This window comes from Microbacterium sp. ZW T6_19 (genome assembly GCF_044987465.1).
Classification (GTDB): Bacteria; Actinomycetota; Actinomycetes; order Actinomycetales; family Microbacteriaceae; genus Microbacterium; species Microbacterium natoriense_A.
Genome location: NZ_JBJDRH010000009.1, coordinates 105034 through 127590, shown reverse-complemented (window position 1 = coordinate 127590; position 22557 = coordinate 105034). Strand labels below are relative to the sequence as shown.

Sequence of the window (22557 nt, the reverse complement as noted above, 5' to 3'; positions counted from 1 at the left end):
GCCCTCGCTCAACCCGATTTCTTGCTTCGCTCGAAAATCGCTTTTCAGAGTGGCCGGAACCGCGCGGTACGCGTTACCTGAGAGATTGGCGGGGAGGCTTGCTCCTTCGGTGCCCGGCTGCGTTCGCCGGGGCTCTCCCGCGTGGGTCATTCGGCCCGTGTTCTGTTGTGCGTTCAGTCTAGCCTGATCGCTCCCGCGCCTCGGGGCCTGCCCTCACCCCTTGACGGCGCCGGAGACCAGTCCGCTCGTCATCCGCCCCTGCACGATGACGAAGAAGATGATGACGGGGATCGCCACGATGGTCGATGCCGCCATCACCTGCCCCCAGTCGATGGCCTGGGTGGCGCTCTGCTGCACGAAACCGCGAAGCCACAGCGGGAGGGTCCTGTTGTTCTCCATGATGACCAGGGCGACGGTGAACTCGTTCCAGCACTGCAGGAACGCGAACACTCCCGAGGCCACCAGCCCCGGCGCGAGCAGGGGCAGGGTGATGCGGACGAACGCCTGAGTCCGGCTGAGACCGTCGATCATCGCCGCCTCTTCGAGCTCGACGGGAACACCGGCGACGAACCCGCGCAGCATCCAGATGGTGAACGGCACGACGGCGGCGACGTACAGGATGCTCAGGCCGAGCACGTTGCTGAGCAGCCCGAAGGCGGACATCATCTTGTACTGCGCGATGAACAGCCCCTCCGCCGGCAGCATCTGGATAAGGAGGATCGTGACGATGAACGAGACCCGCCCGCGGAAGCGGAAGCGGCTGATGGCGATCGAGGCGAGGAACGCGAACGTCAGGCACACCGCCACCGACAGCAGCGTGACGCCCACGCTCACCGCCAGCGCGGAGAAGAAGGACGGCGTGAGGACGGCCGCGAAGTTCGCGAGCGAGCCGCCGAGCGGGAGGAACGTCGGCGTGAACGACTCCAGGGTCGCCGTCGACAGCATGGACGAGTTGATCATCCAGTAGACGGGGAACGCCCAGACCAGCGCGAGGATGACTGCAAGCGCGCTCAGCATCCACCTGCCAGCCGCGAACCTCCGCCGACGGGCAGGCGCCTTCCCGCCGTCTGCACGAGCGGCGGTGCGTGCGGTCGGTGGGGCGATCGTGGTGGCCGCGGTCACCGGCTCTCCTCCTTGACGAGATTGCGTACGTAGAACCAGCTCAGCGCGATGGTCAGCGCGAGGACGAAGATCGACATCGCAGCTCCCCCTCCGAAGTCGAGACCAGCGACGCCGGTCTTGTAGATGTAAGTGCCGAGCAGGTCGTAGTCGGTGGACTTGGGTCCCGCATCCTGCAACAGGGTGATCTGCGCGAACACACGGAGATCCCAGATCAGGTTCAGGAGGAGCACGATGGCGATCACGGGTTTGAGCACCGGGAAGATGATGAAACGGAACCGCTGCACGGCGCCGGCGCCGTCCAGTTGGCTGGCCTCGAGGACCTCGTCGCTCACCTGAGTGAGCCCCGCGTATGCCGAGAACGCGACGAAGGGCACCGACATCCAGATGATGATGATCGAGGCGACCGTGAAGAACAGCAGCGGCGTCGTGCCGATCCAGTTGAAGCCGTTCATATCGACCCCGGGGATCAGGCCGAGCAGGTAGTTCACGACGCCGCGCTGGCGGTCGAACAGCCAGATGAAGACGGTCATGGCCGCGATGACGGGCATCGCCCATGCGAGCAGCAGAGCGATCTGCAGGACGAACCTCGCGACCGCGTGCACCTTGGTCATGAGCAGCGCCAGCAGCACGCCGATCACGATCGTGATGAAGGCGGTGACGAGGCAGAAGATCACAGACCTCGTGACGACGGCCCAGAACGTGCTGTTGCCGGCGATCGCGATGTAGTTGTCGAACCAGACGAAGTCGGGCGCCTTGCCCCCCAGCTGCTGGAGTGCGCCGTACTTCTGGAAGGAGGTCACGATCTGCCAGGCGACCGGGTAGCCCATGCCCAGCAGCAGCACGAGAACGGCTCCGAGGATGAGCAGGTAGGGGACGAGGGCCGTGCGCCGCGCCGAGGGCTCGACTGTGCGCGCCTTGCTGACTGGGTCCTCGCGTGTTTCAGGGATGACGGTGGTGGTCATAGCGGAGTGTCGCCTGTCTCGTCGGCGTCCGGGGATCGGGTCGCCCCGACCCCCGGACACGGGAAATGTCAGCCGTTGATGACCGCGTCGATCTTGGCGTCGTACTCCTTGGCGAGTTCGGCGACATCGCCGCCTTCTGCGACCTTGCCGAAGAACTCCTCGAGGATCTTCTGTCCCTCGACGGCCGCCCAGCCGGGTGCGGCCGGCGTCAACTTGGAGCCGAGCGCGGAGTCGACGAGAGCCTTCGCGAACTGGTCGTCGCCCAGCTCGCCGACGAAGTCGACGTTCGCCGGGCCCAGACCGTTCTTCGCGAGCAGGCTCTGGTACTCGTCGGAGAAGATGATCCGCAGCAGCTCCTTCGCGCCCGCCTGGTTCTCGCTCTTGGCCGAGATGCCGATGTTCGATCCTCCGGCGAAGACCGGAGCCACTGTTCCCTCTTCGACACCGGGAAGGGGGAAGACGCCGAATGTCGCGTCGTTCCACTCGCGGACCTCGGCGCCCTCGTCGTTGTCACCCGTGTAGTCGCCGATGGACCAGTGCGCCCAACCGGGCGCGATGATCGTCGCCGCTGTCGGCGCCGCGCCGTTCTTGTCGTTGTTGATGTTGATCCACGGCGTCGAGTCGTCTTCGGTGGCCGGGGCGTTGGAGGCGTTCGTGAAGATGTCCTGGAACTGTTCGAGGCCGGCGATCGACTTCGGGTCGGACAGCGAGGAAGACCACTTGTCGCCGTCCTTCACCGCCAGCTCTCCCCCGTTGGCGAAGATCCACGAGATGCCGTTGCGCCAGTCCTGGCCGCCGATGTAGAACCCGGACTGCGAGTCGGTCCGGAGTTTCGCGACCGATTCGCTGAACTCGTCGAGCGTCTTCGGAACCTCGAGTCCCGCGGCCGACCAGAGGTCCTTGCGGTAGGTGATGTAGCGGGAGCCGAAGTAGTACGGCAAGGCGTACTGCTTGCCGTCGACCTCGCCGACCTCGACGAACGACGGGAGCAGCTTGTCGCCGCCCAAGTCCTCGTAGATCGGGCTGAGATCGGTGAACGCTCCGGCGGTCGTGAAGGTCGGCGACCAGGTGTTCCCGATCTCCGTGACGTCGGGGGTGTTCTTCGCATCGGGCAGCTGGTTCGTCAGCTTCGTCAGCGCGTCGCTCCAGTCCTGCTGTTCGATCGTCAGGGTGCCGCCGGTGGCGTCGGCATAGGCGTCGATCAGATACTCGCGCGCCTCGTCGGGCGTGTCGCCGCCCATCACCCAGAAGGTGATGTCCTGGCCCTTCGCGGCGTCGGGGTCGAAGCCGGTCGCCTCAGGTGTGTCGCCGCCGCCGGTTCCGCAGGCCGTCAGGCCGAGGGCGAGGACGGATGCCCCCGCCACCGCGGCGAGCGCTGTCTTACGCCGTCCGTTTCGGATCATTCTGGTGTTTCCTCTCGGTGCTGCACTGCAGGAGGGATCTCCGGATGGAGTGAACCCCGGTCGGGGTTCGGGGAAACCCCGGGAGGGGGTTTGTTAGGACAGTAACCTAACAAACCCCCTCCCGGGTGACAAGCCTCATCCTTCTCCGCAGATAACGTTTCGGACTCGACGGCGGATGACGTCATCGATTGACGCTAAGGGTCAGAGAGACACTAAGATCGATACGGGAGGTTAAGGTAACTATGACTCAAAGCATTCGCGTGGCGGTCTCCACCGTCATCCTCACGCTGCGCCGCACCGAGTCGGGCGATGCCGTGCTCGCTCTGCCTCTCGTGCTGCGCACCCGGGAGCCCTTCGCCGACCAATGGGCGCTGCCCGGCGGCTGGCTCACGACAGCGGAGTCGCCGGTGGATGCATCCGCTCGCACCCTCTCCGAGACCACCGGTCTCGCACCCAGCTATCTCGAGCAGCTCTACGCCTTCGGAGCGGTGGACCGCTCCCCCACTCGGGTCGTGTCGATCGTCTACTGGGCGCTGTTGCGTCAGGACGACGTCGACGCCCAGAGCGAGGCGCACCGGGCGTCGGGTCGCGCCCCCGAGAACGTGCGCTGGTTCGACGTCGACGATCTGCCTTCCCTCGCGTTCGATCACGCGAAGATCATCGAGTACGCGCTGTGGCGACTGCGCAACAAGGTCGGCTACAGCAGAGTCGCGCACGGATTCCTCCCCTCGGAGTTCACGCTCGCAGATCTCCGCGAAGCCTACGAGGCGATCCTCGGAAAGAGCCTCGACCCGGCCAACTTCCGCCGCCAGGTCGAGGCCTCGGGAAACCTGCTCCCCACTGACCGCTTCCGCACCGGAAGCCACCGCCCCGCCCGCTTGTACCGCTACAACACCGATGTCGCGCTGGCCGATCGCGGCCCGCTCGGCCCCGAAGAAACGAGCATCCGATGACCCCGAACTCCTGGGTTGCTGAGCCTGTCGAAGCACCCGTCACCCGGCTCGACCCGTCCGTCGACCACCATCTGCAGGCGATCGTGACCGGGGCGTCGACCGACGCCACCTGCAGCACCGATCTCGCCGCCGGCCCCTGGGACTTCGACACGCGGCCCGGCTACGGACCCGGCTCCTCGATGGGCGACGTGATCCCGACCGGTGCACCTCGTCAGGGCGAGCTGCCGGCCGCCTACCGCGAGGCGAGCGAGACCGAGCTCGACGCAAGGATCCGCGCCGCCAAGCGGACGCTCGGCGACCGGGTGGTCGTGCTCGGGCACTTCTATCAGCGTGAAGAGGTCGTGCAGCACGCCGACTACGTGGGAGATTCCTTCCAGCTCGCCACTGCCGCGAAGAGCCGCACGGATGCCGAGGCTATCGTCTTCTGCGGCGTGCATTTCATGGCCGAGACAGCCGACCTGCTCTCCACACCTCAGCAGGCGGTGATCCTGCCCAACCTCGCGGCCGGCTGCTCGATGGCCGATATGGCCGACATCGACCAGGTCGAGGACTGCTGGGAGCAGCTCGCCGATGTGTACGGCGACATGGACGCCGTGGACGATGACGGCCGCGTTCCCGTCATCCCCGTCACGTACATGAATTCCTCCGCTGCCATCAAGGGCTTCGTCGGTCGTCATGGCGGCATCGTGTGCACGTCGTCGAACGCGAAGACCGTGCTGGAATGGGCGTTCGAGCGCGGGCGCCGCGTGCTGTTCTTCCCCGACCAGCACCTTGGTCGGAACACCGCCAAGGCCATGGGCGTACCGCTCGAGCGGATGCCGATGTGGAATCCCCGCAAAGCGCTCGGCGGGTCGACGGCGTCCGAGTTGGAAGACGCGCAGGTCATCCTCTGGCACGGCTTCTGCTCGGTGCACCGCCGTTTCACGGTCGCCCAGATCGACCAGGCCCGCGCGGAGCACCCGGGTGTGCGCGTGATCGTGCACCCCGAGTGTCCGATGGAGGTCGTCGACGCCGCCGACGAGGCAGGCTCGACCGACTACATCCGCAAGGCGATCGAAGCCGCGACCGAACCGACGACGTTCGCGATCGGCACGGAGATCAATCTCGTCCGCCGCCTCGCCGCGCAGTTCCCGCAGCACGAGATCTTCTGCCTCGACCCGGTCGTCTGCCCCTGCTCGACCATGTACCGCATCCACCCCGGCTATCTCGCGTGGGTTCTCGAAGAGCTCGTGGCCGGCCGAACCCCGAACCGCATCACCGTGTCCGACGACGTGGCGGCTCCCGCTCGGGTCGCGCTGGAGCGGATGCTGGCGGCGAAGCCGCCGGCCGCGGCGGGTGCGAGATGAACGTCGTCATCGTCGGCTCGGGCATCGCCGGGCTGACAGCCGCACTCCACGCGCACGAGGCGGGGCATCGCGTCCGCATCGTCACGAAGGGGGCTCTCGGCGACGGCAGCACGGGCTTCGCGCAGGGCGGTGTCGCGGGCGTGTACGGACCGAGGGACTCGGCCCAGAGGCACGCGATCGACACCGTGAACGCGGGTGCGGGGCTGTCCGACGCCGCAGCCGTCGACGTGCTCGTGCACGAAGGATCCACCCGCATCGCCGAGCTGATCGCGCGAGGCGTGGCGTTCGACCGCTCGCCCGACGGCGAGCTCATGCTCGGGCGGGAGGCGGCTCACAGCCACGCGCGCATCGTCCACGCGGGTGGCGACGCGACAGGGGCGGCGATCTCGCAGGCGCTGGTCGCGGCCGTCCGCCGGACGACGATCGAGGTGGTCGAGCATGCGTTCCTGGTCGACCTCCTGGTGCGGGGCGGCGCGGTGCACGGCATCCGCATGCTGATCGACGGTCAGGTGTCGGATGCCGAGGCGGATGCTGTCATCCTCGCGACCGGCGGCGCGGGGCACTTGTATTCGCACACGACGAACCCGGTCGGCACCACGGGAGACGGCATCGCCGCGGCTCTCCGTGCCGGCGCCGCTGTCGCGGACATGGAGTTCGTGCAGTTCCACCCCACGATCCTCGCGTCCGAACCGGCGTTCCTCGTGTCCGAGGCGGTGCGCGGTGAGGGCGCGACGCTGATCGACGACGAAGGCCGGCGCTTTGCATTCGACAGCCACCCCGACGGCGAGCTCGCTCCCCGTGACGTCGTGTCGCGCGCGATAGCGCGACAAGCCGCCCGTCAGGGTTCACCCGTGCGGCTCGACGCCACGATGCTCGGCGGCGACCGTCTCGCCTCGCGGTTCCCGACGATCGACCGCGTGACGCGCGAGCGAGGCTACGACTGGTCTCGCGAACCCATCCCCGTGACGCCCGCGGCGCACTATCTGATGGGCGGAATCGCCACCGACCTCGACGGTCGCACGAGCCTCGCACGACTCTTCGCCGTCGGCGAGACCGCCCGGACGGGTGTGCACGGCGCGAACCGCCTCGCGAGCAACTCGCTCCTCGAGGGCGCGGTCTTCGGTGCTCGCGTCGCGGCGGCACTGGATTCCCCCTCGCTCCGGTATGAGTTCGCGTCGCCTCAGAGCGTCTCCAGCGACACCGATCCGCACCGGAACGAGGACGCGAGCCGCTTCACGCGCGCCGCGCTGCAGCAGCTCATGTGGGAGCAGGTCGGGCTGCTCCGCACAGACGACGGTCTCGGGCACGCTCTCGGGATCGTCCGCGCCTGGCGTGCTGCCGCGTCGGAACCGGTGACCGTCGCGGAGCACGAGGATGCGAATCTCCTCCTGCTCGCCGAGACGACGGCATCCGCTGCTCTGACCCGAACCGTGAGCGTCGGCGCCCATCACATCGAAACCTCGGAACTGGAGAGAGTCTGATGCTCACCGCCGCCACCATCAACCGCGTCGTCGGCGCCGCCTTGGAGGAGGACACACCGTGGGGCGACCTCACCAGTACCGCTCTGCTGCCGGCCGACGCAACGGCGACCGCCGACCTCGTGGCCCGCGAGCCGGGCGTCTTCAGCGGCGGAGAGGTCTTCGCCACCGCCTTCGCGCTGACCGACCCGACCCTCACGACCGACGTGCACGTCGGCGACGGAGACGAGTTCTCGCCAGGCGACGTGCTGGCATCGGTATCGGGCTCGGCCCGCGGCATCCTCACCGCCGAGCGCGTCGCGTTGAACTTCACGCAGCGCATGAGCGGCATCGCGACGCTGACCGCCGGCTACGTGCGCCAGGTCGACGGCACGAAGGCGCGCATCGCCGACACGCGCAAGACCACCCCGGGGCTGCGCGCCTTCGAAAGACACGCGGTCGTCTCGGGCGGCGGGCACAATCACCGCTACTCGCTGTCGGATGCGGTGATGGCGAAGGACAACCATCTCGCGGTGCTGCAGCGCTCGGGCGCAGACCTCGCCGCAGCACTGCGGGCGGCATTTGCGCGGCTTCCGCACACCACGCACGTGGTGGTGGAGGTCGATCGGCTCGATCAGATCGCGGCAGTGCTCGACGGCGGGGCGCACACCGTGCTGCTCGACAACTTCTCGCTCGACGATCTGCGGGCGGGCGTCGCCCTGATCGGCGATCGGGCGCAGGTGGAGGCCTCGGGAGGCGTCGACCTCGGCACCGTCCGCAGCATCGCCGAGACCGGCGTCGATGTGATCTCCGTCGGCGCGCTGACGCACTCGGCGCGTGCCCTCGACCTCGGACTGGACGTCAGGATCGACTGATGCTGTACGTCGACCACGCCGCCACCTCGCCCGTGCGGCCAGAGGTGCTCGAGGCGATGCGTCCCTACCTGACTGACGTGTTCGGCAACCCGTCGAGCCATCACACCGTCGGAGAGGCGGCGGCGAGCGCGCTGGAAGACGCCCGCCGCCGTGTGGCGAGGGTGCTGGGGATGCGTCCGGCAGACGCGATCTTCACGAGCGGCGGCACCGAGGCCAACAACCTCGCGGTGAAGGGCATCGTGCTCGGCTCCGCACGGCGGCATCTGGTCGTCTCCCCGATCGAGCACGAGTCGATCCTCGAATCGGCGGACTTCCTGCGCCGCTTCCATGGCGTGACGGTGACACCGCTCGACGTCGACTCCGCTGGGCGAATCACGGCGGATGCGGTCGACGCGGCCCTGAGACCGGACACCGCGCTCGTGGCCCTCGGACACGCGAACAACGAGATCGGCACGGTGCAGGACGTGGCGGCGCTCCGTGCGGTCACCAGCGCCGCCCGCGTGCCGCTCCACGTCGACGCGGTGCAGTCCGCCGGATGGCTCCCCCTGACCGATCTGGGTGCGGACGCGATCGCGATCGCCGGTCACAAGCTCGGCGCGCCGAAGGGCACAGGCGCGCTGGCCGTGCGGGGCCGCGTTCCCCTGGAGCCGCTGCTGCACGGCGGCGGGCAGGAGCGAGGTCGGCGCTCGGGGACGGAGAACGTCGCCGGGGCCGTGGCGCTCGCGACCGCACTCGAACTGGCGGAGGCCGAGCGCGCCGTCGTCGCGAGCCGCGTCGCGGCATCTACGAGGAGGTTCATCGACGGTGTCCTCACCACCGTGCCCCGGGCCGCGCTGACCGGGGATCCTCAGCATCGCCTGCCGGGCACGGCCAGCTTCACGTTCGCCGGCGTCAGCGGCGAAGCCGTGCTTCTCGAACTCGAGCGCCGCGGTGTCGTGTCGTCGAGCGGGTCGGCGTGCGCAGCCGGGAGCGACGAGCCCTCGCACGTGCTCCTCGCCTGCGGCATCCCGCCCGAGGTCGCCCAGACCTCGGTGCGGTTCACGTTCGGCAGGCCAGCGCTGCCTGAGAGCGCGGCAGGGCAACTCGCGGCGCTCGTCGCGGAAGCCGTCCACGCGGTCTCCCGAGGGTGAGTGCCGCGACTCGTCGCGTTTCGTCTCGCTGCGCTCGCTCAACGACCAGTGAGCCCCGGAGCGGGTAGGCCGCCATAGACTCGGCTGGTGACTGCATCCGCTCCGATCGTGACCGTGATCGTCCCCGGTCGCGACATCGCCGCATTCGCCCCGGCCGCCCTCGAATCGCTGCGTGCGCAGTCGGAGTCCCGATGGCAGGCGATCCTCATCGATGACGGCTCGACGGACGCGACGGCCGCCGTCTTCGCGGATGCCGCGGCATCCGACCCGCGATTCCGCGCCGTCCGGCACGAGGAGTCGATCGGCCTCGGCGGCGCCCGCAATGCCGGACTCGCCCTGGTCGACACCGAGTTCCTCGGCTTCCTCGACGGCGATGACGAGCTCGCCCCCACGGCTCTCGAGAGGTTCACCACCACGCTCGTCGAAACCGGCAGCGACTTCGTGGCCGCAGCATACGTGCGCTCGCGCTTCGACGGACAGCGCTACCTGCCCGGTCGCGTGCAGCCCTGGGTCGCTGCGGCCACCGACCCGGCACGTCTCGGCACGACGATCTTCGAGCATCCCCGCGCGTCCGCGAACATCGTCGCCTGGTCGAAGATGAGCCGCACCGAGTTCTGGGCGGATCTGCGGTTTCCCGAAGGCGTCGCCTACGAGGATCAGATCGTCGCGCAGCGCATGTACACGGGTGCTCGCGCGTTCGACGTCATCCCCGACGCGCTCGTGCAGTGGCGGTTGCGCGCCGATGGCACATCGATCACGCAGAGCAGAGCGCGACTCCCTGTTCTTCGGGACTATCTCGCCGCTCTGCGCGGCGGCATCGCCGTGCTGCAGGATGCGGGGGCGTACCGTGCGGTGACCGCTAGGCTCGAACTCATCCTCACCATGGACGTGCCACCGCTCCAGGAGATCGCCGGCACCCATCCCGACCCCGCATACGCCGCGGAGGTCACGGCGTTCATCGCCGAGCTGCGGTCACTGCCCGAGTTCGCCGACGCCCACCCCGATCCCTCTCTCGTCGCGGCGCTCGCCTGGTGACCGCGGCCCATCGGAGAACCCGGATGACGCTCGCGCGAGGCGGCCTGTCTGCATTCGGCGCGCCGCTGTGAACGGCGTCCGTCCGCGTCCTCCAGAATCAGGACTTCCATGAACGACTATCTGCACTCCCTCTTCGGCCTGGACGGTCGCACCGCGATCGTGACCGGCGGCAGCTCAGGCATCGGGCACGGCATCGCCACCGCGCTCGCCCGAGCCGGCGCCGCCACCGTCATCGTCGCCCGCGGGTCCGAGCGCGTTGATCAGACGGTGCGCGAGCTGACGGATGCCGGCTGCCGCGCCGCGGGCGTGGTCGGCGATCTGAGCACGCGCGACGGCATCCGCGCGGTGGCCGAGGCCGCGACCGAGCCGTTCGGCGAACCCGACATCCTCGTGAACTCGGCGGGCATCAACATCCGCCCCGCATTCGCCGACATCACGGAGGACGACTGGGATGCCACGATGACGGTGAACTCGCTCGCGCCGTTCCTGCTCGGACAGCGCTACGCGGTCGGCATGGCCGAGCGCGGCTACGGCCGCCTCATCCACATCAGCTCGCAGCAGGCGCACCGCGCCTTCGTCGGCAGCGGCATCTACGGCGTCTCCAAAGGCGCGGTCGAATCCCTCATGCGCTCAGAGGCCGAGGCCTGGGGCGGCACCGGCGTCACGAGCAACACCCTGGTTCCGGGCTTCGTGCTGACTCCCCTGAACGCGCGGCTGCAGGAGGATCCGGTGCAGATCGCAGCTCTCGCCTCGCGGACGATGATCGGCCGCAACGGCGTGCCCGGCGACTTCGCGGGGGCGTCCGTGTTCCTCGCCAGCGCGGGCTCCGCCTACGTCACGGGGCACTCGCTGTTCGTCGACGGCGGCCTGTCAGCGCATTGAGCTTTCAGTCTTCGGTCGGATAGACCCGGTCGTCGACGCGTGGCGCGTCGAGCAGCGGGACCGGCGCCGTGAGCGCGGCCACGGCGTCGGCTCCCGCCGAGTCCGCGGGCGCCCGATCGGCGCGGCGTTCGGCGAGCGGCGCCTCGGCCCCGCCCGTGACCTCCTCTTCGAGCACCGCTTCGGTCGCAAGGACCCTCGAAGCCGCCACCTGCTGCTCGGCGAGCTCGGCGTACAGCCCGCCATGCGCGAGCAGCTCCGCGTGCGTCCCCGACTCCACGATGGCTCCCGCGTCGAGCACGTGGATCATGTCGGCGCCCATGACCGTCGAGAGCCGGTGCGCGATCGTCAGGGTGGTGCGTCCCTTCGCGGCCTCGTCGAGCGCCTCCTGCACCACGCGCTCCGACACGGTGTCCAGCGCCGACGTGGCTTCGTCGAGCAGCAGCACTGGCGGATCCTTCAGCAGCACCCGTGCGATCGCGATGCGCTGCTTCTCTCCGCCTGAGAGCCGGTAGCCGCGTTCACCGACGACGGTGTCGTAGCCCTGCTCGAAGCCCGCGATGATGTGGTGGATGTTGGCCGCCGTGCACGCGGCGATCATCTCGTCGTCGGTCGCGCCGGGCTTCGCGTACAGCAGGTTCTCGCGGATCGTGGCGTGGAAAAGATAGGTCTCCTGCGACACGATCCCGATCTGGTCGATGATCGACTCCTGGGTCAGCGTGCGCACATCGGCGCCCGCGAACATCACCGAACCGCCGTGCGCCTCGTACAGCCTCGGGGCGAGATACAGGATCGTCGTCTTGCCCGCGCCGGAGGGCCCGACGAAGGCCACGTGCCGTCCCGGTTCGGCGACGAACGAGACCCCCTGCAGAGTCGGGCGCGTATCGGGCGCGGCGTCCGGATAGCGGAACACCACGTCGCGGAACTCGATGCGTCCGCGCGGACCGGGCGCCTCGTCGACAGGCACGGCGTCCGGTGCGTCGGTGATCTCGGGGACGAGATCGAGGTACTCGAAGATGCGCGCGAACAGCGCCTGCGAGGTCTGCAGGTCCAGCGACACCCTCATCAGCCCCATCAGCGGCATCAGCAGACGCGCCTGCACGGTCGTGAAGGCGACGACGGTGCCCGCCGTGATCGCGCCTGTTCCTCCCGCGATCAGATAGCCCGAGACGAGGTAGATGATCGCGGGGACGGACGACATCAGCACCTGCACGACGGCGAAGAAGCCCTGCCCGCTCATCGCCCGCCGCACCTGCAGCTTGACCTGGTTGCGGTTCTCGGCCTGGTAGCGGGCAGCCTCGGTGCGCTGCCGGTTAAACGACTTCGACAGCAGGATGCCGGAGACGCTCAGCGTCTCCTGCGTGATCGAGGTGAGTTCGGAGAGCGATTCCTGCGTCTCCCCCGCGATGCGGGCACGCAGCTGACCGACCCGACGCTGCACGAGGATGAGGAACGGCATGAGCACGACGGCGATCAGGGTCAGGCGCCAGTCGATGAGGATCATCGCCACGAGGGACGCGACGACCGTCACCGTGTTGCCGAGGATGCTGGTGACGGTGTTCGTCAGCACCCCCGAGACTCCGCCCACGTCGTTCTGCAGACGCGACTGGATCACGCCGGTCTTCGTGCGCGTGAAGAACCCGAGCTCCATCGCCTGCAGATGCTCGAACAGGCGCACTCTCAGGTCGCCGGTCACGCTGTTTCCCACGGTCGAGGTCAGCCACGTCTGCGTGACGCCGAGGGCGGCCGAGAGCAGGAACAGCCCGATGGTCGCGAGCACGAGACGAAGCAGCAGGTCGAGCTGCGGACCGCCACCGGCGACCGGGAACAGCGCGTCGTCGAAGATGCGCTGCACGATCAGCGGCGGGATCACCGCGATCGCCGCTCCGACGATCACGAGCGCGGCGGTGAACCCGATGCGCCACAGGTACGGGCGGAACAGCGAGATCACGCGCGCGCCCAACCTGTCGATGCGCGGGGCGGCCGCGTTGATACGGCGTTGCGCCTGCGCATCCACCCCGTGGAAACCGCCTCGTCCGCCGCCCATGCTCATCCTGTCAGCGTACTCAGCGGCATCGACACGAGGAGCGGTTCTGCCCGGAGCGGATTCCTGGGAGTTCGGAATGAAATGTCTGAGGATCCCGTTACGCTGAATGACTCTGGTGCACTCGCACGTTCCCCCTCTTCGCTACGCCTTCAGGAGGCCCCATGTCTGCCGTCGACACCGGCTCCATCTCCACGCCCCCTGCCACCGCACCCGGAGCCATCTCGGCGAGGGACATGCGGGTGATCTGGCTGCTCCTCGTCGCCGCCTTCGTCGCGATCCTCAACGAGACGACGATGGGCATCGCGATCCCGCACCTGAACACCGATCTCGGCATCCCGCCCGAGCTCGGCCAGTGGCTGACGAGCGCGTTCATGCTCACGATGGCCGTCGTCATCCCCACCACAGGATTCATCCTTCAGCGGTTCACGACACGTCAGGTGTTCATCGCCGCGATGATCGCGTTCTCGGCCGGCACCCTGGTCTCCCTGCTCGCCCCCGGATTCTCCGTGCTGCTCATCGGCCGCGTGATCCAGGCCAGCGGCACCGGCATCATGATGCCGCTGCTCATGACGACGATCATGAACGTCGTGCCCCCGCAGTCACGCGGTCGGATGATGGGCCGCGTCGGCATGGTGATCTCACTCGCACCCGCGATCGGCCCGACACTGGCCGGCGCCGTGCTCGAGGTCTTCAACTGGCGCGTGCTGTTCGCGATCATCCTGCCGATCGCGATCGTCTCGCTCGCGATGGGCGCGAAATGGATGACCAACCTCGGCGACACCCGCAAGGTGCCGCTCGACGTGCTGTCCATCCCGCTCGCGGCGCTCGGCTTCGGCGGCGTGGTCTTCGGGCTCAGCCAGTTCGGCGGCGAGGGCGGTTCCGGCGAGACGACCGGCATCGTGTCGCTCGTGGTCGGCGCGATCGCCCTCGGACTGTTCGTCTGGCGTCAGCTGGTGCTGCAGCGCATCGACGACGCGCTGCTCGACCTGCGCGTGTTCCGCTCCCGCAACTTCACCTTCGGCGTCGTGATCATGTCGATCCTGGCTCTGTCGATGTTCGGCACGCTGACCCTGCTGCCGCAGTATCTGCAGAACGTCGCCGGTCTGGGTTCGCTCGAGTCCGGGTTGATCCTCCTGCCCGGTTCGGTGCTGATGGGTCTGCTCGGGCCCGTCATGGGACGGGTCTACGACACCCGCGGCACGCGGACGCTGCTCATCCCCGGGACGCTCCTGGTGTCGGCGGCGCTGTTCTACTACTCGACCGTCGGCGAGCACACCGTGTGGTGGGTGCTGATCATCGTGCAGTCGGCGATGTCGGTCGGCCTCGCCATGTCGTTCACGCCGCTGTTCTCGGCCTCGCTCGGCTCACTGCAGCGGTCGCTGTACTCGCACGGCTCGGCCGTGCTCAACACCCTGCAGCAGGTCGCGGGAGCCGCGGGTGTCGCGGTACTGACTGTCACCTACTCGGCGATCCTGCACTCCGGGGAGGCCGAGGGGCTGACCTCCGCGGTCGCCGGGGCTCCGGGCGCGCGCATGGCGTTTCTGATCGCCGCGATCATCTCTCTCGCGGCCGTGGCCCTGAGCCCGTTCGTCAGCAAGCCTGCAGACGATGCCGGTGGGGACTTCCCCTCAGGCCACTGACCGGATCGGCGTCTGCCGCTACTCGGCCTTCTCCACGGAGGGTGCCGGGAAGTGGCAGACGCCGCCGCTGCAGTAGCCTGCAGCGGCGTCGCTGAGCAGGTCCAGGGTTCCGAGCAGCGGCTGCAGGCCTTCCGGCGCCTCTGCCGCGGTGTCCCGCGCTGAATCAGTCATCCCTCGATGGTACGCCTGCCAGAACCAGGTGGCGCCGAACGCCCTTACGGCAGCGTGCTGTGCGGCGTACGCTGGCGGGAGGAGCCTGGGGCCGCTCTCGCGTCGCCCTGGTGTGCACGCGAAGGAGCTGCCATGATCATCACGCCTCCGGCGGTCGCCGATGCGACCGGCCACGTCGCCGAGATGTACGCGGACGACCTGAGCGAAGACGGATTCGTCTTCGCTCATACCCAGGCGATGGCGGTCAATCCAGAAGCCCATGCGGCGTTCATGGCATTGATCCGCGCGATCGTCCCGTCGATCGGCGTGCGCGCGTACGAAGCCGCGACCCTGGGTGCGGCACGCCAGATCGGTTCGGGTCACTGCCTGCTCGCGCACGGCCGCAAGTCGCTGCGCGCGGGGGTGGTGGACGAGGCCGGCATGTCGAGCTTCGCGCACGGCGACGACAGCGCGTTCAGCGACCCCGAGCAGGCAATCATCAGGTACTCGCAACGCCTGTCGGCCGACCCCGCCTCGATGACCGACGCCGACACCCGATCGCTTCGAGACGCCGGATACTCCGATCGACAGATCGTCGACATCACACTGGCCGCCGCGGCGCGCAACTACTTCAGCCGGGCGCTGCTCGCCCTCGCCGTGCCCCTCGACGACGTGCCCGGGCTCGACCCTGCCGTCTCCGACGCGCTTCGAACAGCCGCGGGCTCGCGGCGGACCGCTTGACCGACAGCTGATCTCCGGCTCTTCTCCCGTACGGTTGACGGATGCTCACACGCTTCCTCGCCCGGACTTTCTGGACGTTCAGCCGATGGACCCTCCGCACGGAGGCGGCCCCGACACGGCCCACGGTGCTGATCGGTGCGCCCCACACGTCGAACTGGGATTTCGTGCTGATGCTCGCCATCGCGTGGCGCCTCGACATCGACGTGCACTGGCTGGGCAAGAAGAGCCTGTTCCGCGGGTGGCGCGGACCGATCATGCGGCGTCTGGGCGGCATCCCGGTGGACCGCGACGATCCTGCGCGCGTCGTGAGCGATGTGGTCGATCAGGTCAACGGCGGCTCGGTGTTCGGCCTGGTCGTCACGCCCGACGGCACCCGCGGCGGGAACGACTACTGGAAGAGCGGCTTCTATCGCATCGCGAGAGAGACAGGGATGCCGGTGACCCTCGGGTTCGTCGACCGGACCACGATGACGTGCGGCCTCGGACCCACGTTCGATCTCACGGGCGACGTCAGCCGCGACATGGATCGCATCAGGGAGTTCTACGCCGACAAGGCCGGCGTCCGACCGGAGCGACGCACCGAACCGAGGCTTCGCGAAGAGACACCGCCCGCGACAGCGCTCTAGACGCCCCTCGCCTCTGCCCGCGAGACTGGGAGGATGAGCACCGATCCTGTCGTCGACGACCGCGCTGACGGGCGCGATGAGACGCCGAACGAGCGCGCCGACCGCAACTGGGACGAACTGATGCAAGAGCTGCGGGTCATGCAGACGGGCACGCAGATTCTCACCGGCTTCCTGCTCGCGGTCGCATTCCAGCAGCGCTTCACCGATCTCGACACGCTGCAGCACGACCTCTACATCGTTCTCGTCGCCCTGGCCGCCGTGGCGACCATCCTCTCGCTGGCCCCCGTCGGCATGCACCGGGCGCTGTTCGGGCGACGGCGCAAGCCCGAGCTCGTCCGGCTGGCCGCGCGCATCGTCAGGATCGATCTGTTCGTGATCGGTCTGCTCACTGCGGGAGTCACCACTCTGATCGTGGACTTCACCGTCGATCGGACGACGGGAGTGGTCACACTGGTCCTCTCCCTGCTCACTGTGCTCGCGCTCTGGGTGTGGCTGCCGTTCGCGGTCAAGAGGCGTTCGCGAAGCGAGTACCCCGGCTGATCAGCGACCGGCCGGAGTACGGTTCTCCGCGCTCACCATCCAGGCGAACTGCTCGAGTCGCTCGATGACCGCGTGCAGGACATCGGCCGAGGTCGGATCCTCCTCGTCGACGGCGTCGTGGACGTCGCGCATGGTCTTCACAGCGACCTCGAGACGTTCGGTGACGAGGTCGATGGTCTCCTCGGTCGACACTTCTCCCGCGGGGAACTGCGGGAGAGCTGTCGTCGAGGAGATGGTGCTGCTTCTGCCGTCGGGCACCAGGTGCAGGGCCCGCATCCGCTCGGCCACCGTGTCGCTGAACGCTCGCGCGTCGTCGATGATCTCGTCGAGCTGGCGGTGAGTGTCGCGGAAGTTCCTGCCCACGACGTTCCAGTGCGCCTGCTTTCCCTGCACGGCGAGCTCGAGCAGGTCGACGAGCACGGCCTGCAGGGAGGCGCCCAGCTTCGCAGATGCGGTGAAGCCCGACTCGGCGTTCTGCTGCGGCGTCTTCTTCACCGACCGGGTCTTTCGGGCGGAGCTCTTCGCGGTCTTCGTGTTCTCAGGCATGTGTGTCCTCCTGCAGGGAAGGCTAGGCGCCGCCGAGCGTTCGGCCCCAGGGGGTTGACACGGATGAGCGCCCGGCGCAAGGGGGTTGAGCACTCCACCGCTCGCACGGAAGCATGGCCCGGACATGCCGTGACCTCGGTATGCCCTAACCGGAAGGAGAGCGCATGCTCACCCTCACCGACAACGCCACCGCGATCGTGACGACACTGGTCAGCCGCCAGACCGACGCGGCCGATGCGGGTCTCCGGATCCACTCGACCCCTGCCGGGCCCGAGAACGACGCCCGTCTCGCTGCGGGCGTCGCCGAACACCCCGAGCCGGAGGACCAGGTCGTCGAGCTCTCGAGCACTCGGGTGTTCGTCGACGCGCCGGCGTCGGCCGCCCTCGACGACAAGATCCTCGATGCCGGAGTCGACGAGGCGGGTTCCGTCTCGTTCACCGTGCTGCCCCAGACCGTCTGAGCGACGGTTCGAGATCCGGATGCCGCGGCCGATCCGGCCGCGGCATCCGCTCGTTCCTGCCGCTACCCGGCCATCCGCTCGCCCGCGGGTGTGAGCACCCACCAGATCTCGCCGACGCCCTGACCGTTGACGTCGCCCGCTGCCGTGTCCCCGGCGAAGTAGTACAGGGGCCATCCGTTGAGCGTGATCTGCGTCGACCCGTCCGCCGTGGTGATCGTTCCGATCTCGCCCGTGATGCCATCGAGTTCCGGCGTCGCGGTGCTGTCGGTCGTGAACGGCGGCCAGTTCGTCAGGCACTCCCCCGTGCACGAACTCTCACCCGAGCTCTGGGTGTCCTTGTCGAACATGTAGAGAGTCATGCCGTCGCCGTCGACCACTATCTGGCCCAGCGACGAGTCGGCGACCTTGAGCTGTGCCGCATCTCCGTCGCTCGACGGCGTGCTGGCCTGCTCGGAGGGCTGGCTGTACGCGCCGCCGCCGCCGCCGGAATCGCCTGAAGGCGAGGAGCACGCGGTGACGGTCAACGCCATGACCAGTGCGGCGAGCGCCGCGGACTTCCTGAATCTCGAGAGCATGTCGAACCTCCTGTGCAGGACCGCGAGTGCGGTCATCGGGTACACGAGAGAAGACGGCCGAGAGTTCAGAGCGCGTCGACGCCGGTGCGCATCAGCACCTCGCCGGTCCGCACCGAGCGGATCTCGACGGCGGCGATGCCGGATGCCGGCAGCTCCGTGCCGGCGCTGAGCTTCGCCGTCGACCCGGGCCGAGCACGCCATGTCGACAGCACGCTCTCGGTGCCGTCGTCGGAGACGACGACCATCGCGTACGCCCACCCGTCCTCCGGCGCGTCTCCTGACGAGCCGTATGCGCAGGTCATGTCGATGCGGGTGCCCCACGCCACGTCGGCGAGGGTGACGCTGGCCGACAGCGGGGCGTCGATCACCTGCTCCAGGGCGACCGTCTTCGACGGTGGCTGCAGGAGTCCCGATGCGAACGGGATTCCTATCGACGTGACCGCGATGATCGCGGCCGCGGCCACTCCGACGATCCAGATCCGACGGCGGCGCTGCCGTGCCGCCGCGAGCGAGAGCACGCGCGCGCGGTGCTCGACAGCCGGAGACTCCGGCTCGGCATCGTGCAGCAGCGATGAGGCGCGCTCGGGAGAGACGCGCGACAGCAGGCCGAGCGTGGGCGCGACCTCCGCCACGGCGGCGCGGCACTCGGGGCACCGAGCCAGATGGGCTTCGTAGTCGAGGCGGTCGGTGGCGCTCAGTGAGCCGAGGAGATACGCGGCATCCCACTGGGCGAATCGCTCGTGATCGGCGTTCATCGCGTCACTCCCCTTTCCTGGAGTCCGAGGCGCAGCGCCCGGAGTCCGTAGTGCAGTCTCGACTTCACGGTTCCCTCGGGGACCGTGAGCTCTTCCGCGATCTCCGCGACGGTGAGACCGCCGTAGTACGCGCGGACGACGACCTCCCGATGAGCGATCGAGAGGGCTGCGAGCGCCTCCTCGATCAGGATCGCGTCGAAGATCGAATCCGTCGCGTCCCTGACCGCCGATTCCGGCGGCTCATCCATCGCGATCTCGCGACGGCGGTGCGCGCTGCGGGCCTCGTCCACGACGAGGTGCCGCGCGACCGTGTACATCCACGACCGGGTGCTCTCCGGGTCGTCGGCCAGGATGCGAGGAGTGCGCCAGGCCCGCAGCAGCGTCTCCTGCACGACGTCATCCGCCCCGGCGCGATCCCCCGTGAGATGCACGACGTAGCGCCAGATCGGCGCCGCGTGCGCGTCGTAGAGCGCGCCCAGTCGGGCCGCGTCGTCACTCGGCATCCGCCACCTCCTCGTCGTCCTGCAGGAGACACGAGATCGACCCGCGGAAGGTTCAGGTGAACTCCGAAGGGCCGCTTCCCGTGTCACGAGTATGGACCTCTTCGAGATCGCCGGGCTCCCGCTGCATCCGCTGATCGTGCACGCGGTGGTCGTGCTCGTGCCCCTCACCGCGCTGGCTCTCGCGCTCGGTGCGCTGCTCCCCTCCGTCCGTCGACGACTCGGGATGGCAACGCCGATCGCCGCGCTCCTCGTGCTGGCGCTCGTCCCCGTCACGATGCTCGCGGGTGAAGCGCTCGCCCAGCAGGTCGGCCCCGTGCCGGCCGTGGTACGGCACGCGGAACTCGGGCGGATGCTGTGGCCGTGGACGGCCGCGATGTTCCTCGTCGCGGCCATCCAGTGGAGCTGGTTCCGCTTCGGAGCGCCGCGCCGCGCGGCGCGCATCGTCATCGCGGTGCTGGCCGTAGTCAGTGGTGCTGGCAGCACGATCATGGTCGTGCTCGTCGGCGAGGCGGGAGCGCGAGCCGTCTGGGGCGGCTGACCGCGTCTCAGCCGAGGCCGACCACGAGGTTGATGATCGAGGCGAGGATGACGGTGCCGAAGAGGTAGCTGAGCACCGTGTGCGCGATGACCATGCGCCGAATGGCGTTGGCCTCGACGTTCGTGTCCGACACCTGGTAGGTCATGCCCAGGTTGATCGAGAAGTACACGAAATCGGTGTACTCCGGGGCTTCCTTCTGATTGAAGTCGATGCCGCCGTCGGGCTCCGCGTGGTACATGCGGGCGTACCGCAGCACGTACTCCACCTGGATCAGCGCCCACGACGCAGCGACGCTCACCACGGCGACTCCGGCGAGCGCGTACCGGTCCACACCCTGCATCTGCTGCGCCTGGATGCTCACCACGAGCACGGCCGCGAGACTGACCACGCTCCCGAGCGTGGAGATCAGCCGGGCGACCCGCCGACCCGGAGCTTCCAGGGTCGCGTGCGCCCTGGTGGCGGCCGCATCCATCGGCCAGATCAGCAGCAGCACCCACAGCACGTTGACGAGCGCGAAGGCGGCCCAACCGGAGAGGATGCCGGCGACGCCCCCCAGCAACGGGACGACGAACGCGCCGACGACGATGCCCCCTGCGATCGAGAGCAGCGTGCGCATCCACACGGCGGTTCGGGCGGAGCGAAGGGTCATCCTTGGATGCTACCGGGGGCCGCACCGTCGTCCTCGCCCATCGCGAGGCCCGCCAGGGTGTATCCCGCGCCGGCATAGATGTTGAGGACGCCGTCGACGCCGCGGGCCGCGAGGTGCTCGACCTGGTCGGGATGCTGGGCCACGGCCACCACCCGGCCATCGAAGCCGGCCTCGTTCAACCGTTCGAGGGCGAAGGCGTTGGACCCGTGGAAAGCCATCGCCAGCACCACGGTCTTCACGAATCCGCCGGAAACCAGTCGACTCCAGAACTCGAGATCGGTCGCGTCGCCCTCGAGCACGTTGAGCCCGTCTCCCTCCAGCCGGGTGATCACGGCGTGGTCGTTGTCGATGCCCAGGGCACGCAGACCGCCCTCGTCGACCAGACGCTCGTACGCCGCGCGGCCCACGCGCCCCATGCCCAGAACGACGACATCCGAACCGCTCGTGTCGATCGGCCTGTCGGCGGGACGCAGCTTCGAGACCTGCTGGGCGGGGAGCCAGGTGAGGGCGGTGATGAGCCGCAGGCCATGCGCGTTCGCAATGGATGACGCGACCATGCTGAGGGCGACGGCGATCGCCACGACCGTGAGCCATCGTTCTGTCAGGAGTCCGGCGCCGACCCCGAACGCCGCGACGATGATCGAGAACTCCGAGAAGTTGCTCAGCACCAGTCCCGTCCGGATCGCCGTGCGGTTGCGCAGCCCGAACAGCCGGCCGAGCCAGACGAAGCCGATGAACGTGAGCGGCAGCAGCACGATGCACAGCAGCAGGGCGAGTGCGGCATCCGTCCACGTGGGAGCGGCGCCCATTCCGATCAGGAGGAAGAAGCCCACAAGGAAAAGTTCCTTCACGCTGAACAGCGCCTTCGACATCTCGATGGCCCGGCGGTGCGTGGCGAACAGCAGGCCCATCACGAGAGCGCCGACGTCTCCCGTGATGCCGACCGCCTCGAACGCGAGATAGCCGGGCCCGAGCGCCATCACCACGCCGAAGAGCACCAGCAGCTCGCCGTGACCGATCACGTCGAGCAGCCGGCGCAGCAGCCACGCCAACGGGAACAGCAGCAGCAGGGCGAACGCCCACAGACTCGGCGGCTCGTCGGCGTTGACCGTGATGAAGACGACGGCGATCACGTCCTGCAGCACGAGTATCGCGATCGCCGTCTGTCCGTACAGAGAGCCGTCGTCGGAGCGGTCCTCGAGCACCTTGACGCAGAGCACCGTCGACGAGAACGACAGTGCGAGACCCACCAGAGCCAGAGTCCGCCAGCCGTCGACCGCGGTGAGCCCGATGACGCCGGCCAGGGCGACCGCGCCGGCGCCGACGAGCACGCTGAGCAGCATGTGGATCGCCGTGGTTCCATAGGACTCCGGGCGAAGGAGCGAGCGTACGTCGAACTTCAACCCGATCGTGAACAGCAGCAGGGTGACGCCGATGTCCGCGATGCGCTCGAGACCGACGAAGGGCTCGATGTGCATGGCCCCGAGCACGAAGCCCGCGGCGAGGAAGCCCACGAGGGCCGGGACGCGCAGCAGATGAGCGATCGTGCCGAACGCGGCGGCGACGATCAGAGTCAGCGCGATGACGTCCACGGCACCCTCGTCTCATCCCTGATGCAGACTCT

At 68.5% G+C, this 22557-nt stretch carries 24 protein-coding genes and 1 riboswitch; of the genes, 13 read left to right on the top strand and 11 right to left on the bottom strand.

All coding sequences use genetic code 11. The features are described from left to right. Positions 1-54: 54 nt before the first annotated feature. A riboswitch (glycine riboswitch) is annotated at positions 55-150 on the bottom strand. A gap of 63 nt (positions 151-213) precedes the next feature. The 3 genes from ACI3KT_RS14620 to ACI3KT_RS14610 form a co-directional block, all read right to left on the bottom strand. Further along, positions 214-1122, bottom strand: a complete 909-nt coding sequence (locus tag ACI3KT_RS14620; protein WP_404905139.1) for a carbohydrate ABC transporter permease — start codon at positions 1120-1122, stop codon at positions 214-216. Continuing rightward, a complete protein-coding gene (locus ACI3KT_RS14615) occupies positions 1119-2084 on the bottom strand; it encodes a carbohydrate ABC transporter permease (protein WP_292907170.1) in 966 nt (321 codons plus the stop codon). The genes ACI3KT_RS14620 and ACI3KT_RS14615 overlap by 4 nt, the downstream gene beginning before the upstream one ends. A gap of 68 nt (positions 2085-2152) precedes the next feature. After that, the gene (locus tag ACI3KT_RS14610; RefSeq protein WP_292907168.1) at positions 2153-3487 is read right to left on the bottom strand and encodes an extracellular solute-binding protein; all 1335 of its coding nucleotides are present in this window, start codon (positions 3485-3487) and stop codon (positions 2153-2155) included. Positions 3488-3729: 242 nt separating this feature from the next. Here ACI3KT_RS14610 and ACI3KT_RS14605 point away from each other — a divergent pair, with 242 nt between their 5' ends. The 7 genes from ACI3KT_RS14605 to ACI3KT_RS14575 all read left to right on the top strand — a co-directional run bounded on the left by ACI3KT_RS14605 (position 3730) and on the right by ACI3KT_RS14575 (position 11165). Further along, positions 3730-4440, top strand: coding sequence for an NrtR DNA-binding winged helix domain-containing protein (locus ACI3KT_RS14605; RefSeq protein ID WP_292907166.1), 711 nt, complete (start codon positions 3730-3732; stop codon positions 4438-4440). Beyond that, a complete protein-coding gene (gene nadA / locus ACI3KT_RS14600) occupies positions 4437-5786 on the top strand; it encodes a quinolinate synthase NadA (protein WP_292907164.1) in 1350 nt (449 codons plus the stop codon). Before ACI3KT_RS14605 ends, nadA begins: the two co-directional genes overlap by 4 nt. Further along, entirely contained in the window at positions 5783-7267 is a 1485-nt protein-coding gene (gene nadB, locus ACI3KT_RS14595; protein ID WP_404905136.1) for an L-aspartate oxidase, read from the top strand. Before nadA ends, nadB begins: the two co-directional genes overlap by 4 nt. Further along, positions 7267-8118 carry a carboxylating nicotinate-nucleotide diphosphorylase gene (gene nadC, locus ACI3KT_RS14590; RefSeq protein ID WP_404905133.1) on the top strand — a complete coding sequence of 284 codons (852 nt, stop codon included), beginning with the start codon at positions 7267-7269 and terminating at the stop codon, positions 8116-8118. Before nadB ends, nadC begins: the two co-directional genes overlap by 1 nt. Continuing rightward, positions 8118-9248, top strand: coding sequence for a cysteine desulfurase family protein (locus ACI3KT_RS14585; RefSeq protein ID WP_404905131.1), 1131 nt, complete (start codon positions 8118-8120; stop codon positions 9246-9248). Before nadC ends, ACI3KT_RS14585 begins: the two co-directional genes overlap by 1 nt. An 87-nt stretch (positions 9249-9335) precedes the next feature. Continuing rightward, positions 9336-10283: a glycosyltransferase family 2 protein gene (locus ACI3KT_RS14580; protein ID WP_404905128.1), complete on the top strand. Its 948-nt coding sequence runs from the start codon at positions 9336-9338 to the stop codon at positions 10281-10283. A 108-nt stretch (positions 10284-10391) separates the two neighbouring features. Then, the gene (locus ACI3KT_RS14575) at positions 10392-11165 is read left to right on the top strand and encodes an SDR family NAD(P)-dependent oxidoreductase (RefSeq protein WP_404905126.1); all 774 of its coding nucleotides are present in this window, start codon (positions 10392-10394) and stop codon (positions 11163-11165) included. A 4-nt stretch (positions 11166-11169) separates the two neighbouring features. On the opposite strand, the gene ACI3KT_RS14570 is transcribed toward ACI3KT_RS14575, so the two are convergent. Then, positions 11170-13215: an ABC transporter ATP-binding protein gene (locus tag ACI3KT_RS14570; RefSeq protein WP_373426282.1), complete on the bottom strand. Its 2046-nt coding sequence runs from the start codon at positions 13213-13215 to the stop codon at positions 11170-11172. A 155-nt stretch (positions 13216-13370) separates the two neighbouring features. Here ACI3KT_RS14570 and ACI3KT_RS14565 point away from each other — a divergent pair, with 155 nt between their 5' ends. Continuing rightward, positions 13371-14849, top strand: coding sequence for an MDR family MFS transporter (locus ACI3KT_RS14565; RefSeq protein WP_404905124.1), 1479 nt, complete (start codon positions 13371-13373; stop codon positions 14847-14849). Positions 14850-14867: 18 nt separating this feature from the next. On the opposite strand, the gene ACI3KT_RS14560 is transcribed toward ACI3KT_RS14565, so the two are convergent. Further along, positions 14868-15020 (bottom strand): hypothetical protein, encoded by a 153-nt coding sequence (locus ACI3KT_RS14560; protein ID WP_404905121.1) that lies wholly within the window; start codon positions 15018-15020, stop codon positions 14868-14870. Positions 15021-15152: 132 nt separating this feature from the next. Here ACI3KT_RS14560 and ACI3KT_RS14555 point away from each other — a divergent pair, with 132 nt between their 5' ends. Genes ACI3KT_RS14555 through ACI3KT_RS14545 form a run of 3 tightly spaced genes read left to right on the top strand, consistent with a single transcriptional unit; the run spans position 15153 to position 16906 of the window. Further along, positions 15153-15740, top strand: coding sequence for a carboxymuconolactone decarboxylase family protein (locus ACI3KT_RS14555; RefSeq protein WP_292907148.1), 588 nt, complete (start codon positions 15153-15155; stop codon positions 15738-15740). 41 nt (positions 15741-15781) lie between these two features. Further along, the gene (locus tag ACI3KT_RS14550) at positions 15782-16366 is read left to right on the top strand and encodes a 1-acyl-sn-glycerol-3-phosphate acyltransferase (RefSeq protein ID WP_292907146.1); all 585 of its coding nucleotides are present in this window, start codon (positions 15782-15784) and stop codon (positions 16364-16366) included. A 33-nt stretch (positions 16367-16399) separates the two neighbouring features. Further along, the gene (locus ACI3KT_RS14545) at positions 16400-16906 is read left to right on the top strand and encodes a DUF6328 family protein (RefSeq protein WP_404905118.1); all 507 of its coding nucleotides are present in this window, start codon (positions 16400-16402) and stop codon (positions 16904-16906) included. Here the strand turns inward: ACI3KT_RS14545 and ACI3KT_RS14540 are convergent, their stop codons facing one another. Continuing rightward, the gene (locus tag ACI3KT_RS14540) at positions 16907-17452 is read right to left on the bottom strand and encodes a Dps family protein (RefSeq protein WP_307295623.1); all 546 of its coding nucleotides are present in this window, start codon (positions 17450-17452) and stop codon (positions 16907-16909) included. A 164-nt stretch (positions 17453-17616) separates the two neighbouring features. Here ACI3KT_RS14540 and ACI3KT_RS14535 point away from each other — a divergent pair, with 164 nt between their 5' ends. Then, on the top strand, positions 17617-17913 hold the full coding sequence (locus tag ACI3KT_RS14535) for a Fe-S cluster assembly protein HesB (protein WP_292907141.1): 297 nt from the start codon (positions 17617-17619) through the stop codon (positions 17911-17913). A 62-nt stretch (positions 17914-17975) separates the two neighbouring features. Here ACI3KT_RS14535 and ACI3KT_RS14530 read toward each other — a convergent pair whose 3' ends face one another. From ACI3KT_RS14530 to ACI3KT_RS14520, 3 genes are all read right to left on the bottom strand, one after another. Further along, positions 17976-18488 carry a hypothetical protein gene (locus ACI3KT_RS14530; protein ID WP_404905115.1) on the bottom strand — a complete coding sequence of 171 codons (513 nt, stop codon included), beginning with the start codon at positions 18486-18488 and terminating at the stop codon, positions 17976-17978. A gap of 65 nt (positions 18489-18553) precedes the next feature. Further along, the gene (locus tag ACI3KT_RS14525) at positions 18554-19243 is read right to left on the bottom strand and encodes an anti-sigma factor family protein (RefSeq protein ID WP_404905112.1); all 690 of its coding nucleotides are present in this window, start codon (positions 19241-19243) and stop codon (positions 18554-18556) included. Then, positions 19240-19746 carry a sigma-70 family RNA polymerase sigma factor gene (locus ACI3KT_RS14520; RefSeq protein ID WP_292907135.1) on the bottom strand — a complete coding sequence of 169 codons (507 nt, stop codon included), beginning with the start codon at positions 19744-19746 and terminating at the stop codon, positions 19240-19242. Before ACI3KT_RS14520 ends, ACI3KT_RS14525 begins: the two co-directional genes overlap by 4 nt. A gap of 91 nt (positions 19747-19837) precedes the next feature. Between ACI3KT_RS14520 and ACI3KT_RS14515 the strand changes: the two genes are divergently transcribed. After that, entirely contained in the window at positions 19838-20284 is a 447-nt protein-coding gene (locus ACI3KT_RS14515; protein WP_404905109.1) for a DUF2231 domain-containing protein, read from the top strand. A gap of 7 nt (positions 20285-20291) precedes the next feature. Here the strand turns inward: ACI3KT_RS14515 and ACI3KT_RS14510 are convergent, their stop codons facing one another. Together ACI3KT_RS14510 and ACI3KT_RS14505 are read right to left on the bottom strand one after the other, a co-directional pair. Then, positions 20292-20933: a DUF1345 domain-containing protein gene (locus ACI3KT_RS14510; protein WP_404905106.1), complete on the bottom strand. Its 642-nt coding sequence runs from the start codon at positions 20931-20933 to the stop codon at positions 20292-20294. Next, complete coding sequence (locus tag ACI3KT_RS14505; protein WP_404905103.1) at positions 20930-22525, bottom strand: cation:proton antiporter; 1596 nt, start codon at positions 22523-22525, stop codon at positions 20930-20932. The genes ACI3KT_RS14510 and ACI3KT_RS14505 overlap by 4 nt, the downstream gene beginning before the upstream one ends. Between the last annotated feature and the right edge of the window lie 32 nt (positions 22526-22557).